Origin of the sequence: Schleiferilactobacillus harbinensis DSM 16991 (assembly GCF_000425885.1) — a bacterium.
Lineage (GTDB): Bacteria > Bacillota > Bacilli > Lactobacillales > Lactobacillaceae > Schleiferilactobacillus > Schleiferilactobacillus harbinensis.
The window spans coordinates 1-3,773 of sequence record NZ_AUEH01000084.1 but is presented as its reverse complement, the minus strand read 5'-3'; the positions used below and the strand labels follow the sequence as shown (position 1 = coordinate 3,773).

At 43.1% G+C, this 3,773-nt stretch carries 4 protein-coding genes; all 4 read left to right on the top strand.

All coding sequences use genetic code 11. The features are described 5' to 3' along the window. The first annotated feature begins 70 nt into the window (after positions 1-70). The 4 genes from H627_RS0115115 to H627_RS0115100 are packed head-to-tail and all read left to right on the top strand — an operon-like array spanning position 71 to position 3,751. The gene (locus H627_RS0115115; RefSeq protein ID WP_027829594.1) at positions 71-538 is read left to right on the top strand and encodes a phage terminase small subunit P27 family; all 468 of its coding nucleotides are present in this window, start codon (positions 71-73) and stop codon (positions 536-538) included. Continuing rightward, positions 525-2,414, top strand: a complete 1,890-nt coding sequence (locus tag H627_RS0115110) for a terminase TerL endonuclease subunit (RefSeq protein WP_027829593.1) — start codon at positions 525-527, stop codon at positions 2,412-2,414. The genes H627_RS0115115 and H627_RS0115110 overlap by 14 nt, the downstream gene beginning before the upstream one ends. Continuing rightward, positions 2,414-2,587 (top strand): hypothetical protein, encoded by a 174-nt coding sequence (locus H627_RS20445; RefSeq protein ID WP_169449874.1) that lies wholly within the window; start codon positions 2,414-2,416, stop codon positions 2,585-2,587. Before H627_RS0115110 ends, H627_RS20445 begins: the two co-directional genes overlap by 1 nt. A gap of 6 nt (positions 2,588-2,593) precedes the next feature. Further along, positions 2,594-3,751 (top strand): phage portal protein, encoded by a 1,158-nt coding sequence (locus H627_RS0115100; protein WP_027829592.1) that lies wholly within the window; start codon positions 2,594-2,596, stop codon positions 3,749-3,751. Positions 3,752-3,773 lie beyond the last annotated feature (22 nt).

Below are 3,773 nucleotides of genomic sequence, written 5' to 3'. Positions count from 1 at the left end.
AAAAATTTCGACTTTTTTAGACTTGAATCCCAATGAATAGCGGTTCTGATGCTGAAAGGAGGTGTGTTTTTTGCCTGAAAAGCAACCAAAATTGACAGTATTGCACTCAAAAAGTCCAAATACCGCAACAGCTGATGACGATGATCTTAAGGAGATTCAGAACACACCGCCAGCTCATCTCGATGATGAAGCATCGCGTCTTTGGAAGGCGGTTGTTCCTGAAATAAAGAAAATTGGCTATCTTAAAAAGATAGATCAGCCAGCGCTTGAATTGTATTGCCGTTATTACTCTATTTACATTAAGTCTGAGCAGCTAATCGAAAAACAGGGGCTGTGGATTTATGACAACGATGATGTTGCTGTTAAACGTTCTCCTGGAGCGATACAGATGGACTCTTGTGTAAAAAACATGAAGTTACTAGGACATGATTTAGGTCTGACATTTGATTCTGGACTACGTCAGATCACTGTAGAAGAGCCAGAAAAGCCTAAACAAGATAGCCCATTAAAGGAGGTTAAGTTTGGTGCGGACGTTTGATTTTACTGGTGTGCAAGATATTCGCGGTTACGTAAAGCCGTATCGATCAGATTACCAAGGTCTGTTTGATAAGTACCGTGATCCAGGAACAAGGTACGCTTATGACGTGATGTTTACGGATAAGTATATTACCGGGCGAGACGTTCAGTTGGCGTGCATTCGGCACTTGAACGATTTGCTGCGGATCGGTGATGATGATTTTCCGTACCAGTATAATTGCGACATGGTTAATGCCATTGAATACTTTTCACGACTGTTGCCTAATCCAGACGATACTTCCAAAACAATTCAACCATTCAAATGGCAATCGTTTATCCTCGATAGCTTGATTGGATGGCGAACCATAGACAATGGCACCCGATTCACAACTTCCAACATATCTATTGCTCGCCAACAGGGCAAGACTTGGCTTGCTTCTATCCTGATCAATTTCTACTACTTTGTCGTCTGTTGGTATGCAACATCACAGGACTTGCTAGTGGCCAGCTACGATAGTGAACACGCGACCAAGCTGTTCAATGACGTGTCTTTGCAGGCAAAGACAATTTTATCTCTGCCGGACTTTACAGATGATGCAAGAGAACGTGGCGTGGAAGCTCAAACCACGCAAGTTATCGCAAAAAACACTAAGAATACGATCCGAAAAGGCACATCACAAGGCGGCGGATTCGATAGTTTCCATAATGCAATCGCTGTTTATGATGAAATTGGCAACTTAAGGCCAGCACTGAATGAGACATTAAAGCAGATTACATCCGGCCAAAATGGCATTAAGAACCGAATGTTTGTCAAGATTTCAACAGCTTACCCTGATATCAAGGTTAAGTTTAAGAATGATGAAGACGTAACCAGGGCTGCCATTGAGCATGACGCCGTTCGAGACGCTGACAACGTGTTTCAAGTGATTTATGCCCAGGATTCTGAAGATGAGGTATTCGAGCCTGAAACATGGGCAAAATCAAATCCTAATTTGATTGAGCTGCCTAAAAGCAAACGCGATAACCTTCTAGAGGCGCTCAACCAGGACCGCAACGACAATGAGCGTGAGGGAACGTTGGAAACATTCGTTAATAAGTCATTAAATCTGTGGAGCCGCCGCTTCCAGAACAGTTATCTGTCTCTAGATAACATTCAGCGCAGCATTATCGACCATTTTGATGTGGATGGACGTGATGTATTCATTGGATTTGACGGATCACAGACCAATGATAATACGTCTTTTGGTTTCATTTATCCGTACACTGATCATGACAAACACATGTTTCACGTTCAGCAGCACAGCTTCATTCCATTTGCACAGGCAAAAACGATCGAAGCCAAGTCAAAGCAGGACGGATTAGATTACCTTAAATTGCAAGATGAAGGCTTTGTGGATATTACGAATCTTGCATCAGGCGTGATCAACAATGACCAGGTCTATCAGTGGTTGGTCGGCTTTGTTAAGAAGCACCAGCTTAAGGTGAAGTTCATCATTGCTGATCCAAACCATGGTGAATGGCTAGAAAAGAAACTAGAGAACTATCAACCGCAGTGGCAATGGTTTCCCTTGCCTCCCACCTCGTTCAAGCTGAATGAGCCTACTAAGGACTTTCAGAATCTGTTTATTAATGGCAACATTTCGATGCTGAACGATCCATTGCTAATCGATGGTCTGAACAATGCTGTGTTGGTAGAAGATCGCGGCGGTTCGGTCAAGATTGACCGTCAAAATCGCACGAGTGATCATATTGATACGACTGATGCGCTTATTAATGCCCATGCTCAGGCAAAGTTCTATTTCGAAAACTATCATGATGAGAATTATAACCCGCTGAATGATTTAGACACGCAAGGACAACGTGACTATTTCAAGGCGATGTTTGGAGGTGGTAAATAATGGCAAAAATTATTGGCGATCTGCTCAGTAATTGGGGGACTGTTATCTTGTTCATCGTCGGCTTGACACTGATTGCTGTAGCCTCATTCACCTTCAACATTATAATTGGCTATCTAGTTGCGGGCCTTGAGACGTGCTTAGCTGCTTATATTTTGGACAAAGAAAGGGGGTGAAGCTAAATGGGACTTCTAACCCCTAAAAATTTCAACAAACGCAAGGCCAAAAACATGGTTTATCCAAGCAATCCTGATTTTTTCACGACCACGGTTGGCGGCATGCAATTGTCTTACGTTTCGGCGCTATCCGCTTTGCAAAACACTAATGTTTATAGCGTGATCAACCGTATTGCTAGTGACGTTGCCTCAGCACACTTCAAAACTGAAAATACCGCAACATTGAACCGACTTGAGAGCCCTAGCAGCTTGATAGGCCGGTTTTCTTTTTGGCAAGGTGCATTGATGCAACTTTGTTTGTCAGGAAACGACTATATCCCGTTAGTTGGGCAGAATTTGGAGCATATTCCTAACTCTGACGTCCAAATTAACTACTTGCCAGGCAATACAGGCATCATTTACACGGTTTTAGAGAGCAATGATCGTCCTCAAATGGTGCTTAGACAGGATCAAATGCTGCATTTTAGGCTAATGCCAGACCCACAATATCGGTATTTGATTGGTCGATCGCCTTTAGAAAGCCTGCAAAATGCCTTAAATTTGGACGATAAGGCCTCTAAAAGCAACATAAGTGCCATGGAAAACCAGATCAATCCTGCTGGTCAGCTAAAAATAAGCAACTATTTAAGCGATGGCAAGGACTTAGAAGCGGCTCGCGAAGAGTTTGAAAAGGCAAATACCGGTGATAACTCCGGACGCTTGATGGTTTTACCCGATGGGTTCGATTACACTCAGCTTGAAATAAAGACTGATGTGTTTAAGGCCTTGGCTGACAATTCAGCATACTCTGCTGATCAAATCTCAAAGGCCTTTGGTGTGCCTAGCGATATTTTGGGCGGCGGAACATCAACTGAAAGCCAGCATTCCAACATTGACCAGATCAAGGCAACATATCTGGCGAACTTAAACTCCTATGTAAATCCGATCGTGGATGAATTGCGCTTGAAGATGAACGCACCGGACCTTGAGCTAGATATTAAAGACATGTTGGATGTTGACGACTCGACGCTTATCAATCAGGTATCAAATCTTGCCAAGTCCGGGGTGCTAGGCGCTGAGCAGGCACAATTTATACTAACCCGATCTGGATTTTTGCCAGACAATTTGCCTGAGTTCGAACCACTTACTACACAAGTGAAGGGAGGTGATGAAGGTGACAATTAAAATTAATGGTGCAATTACTAAT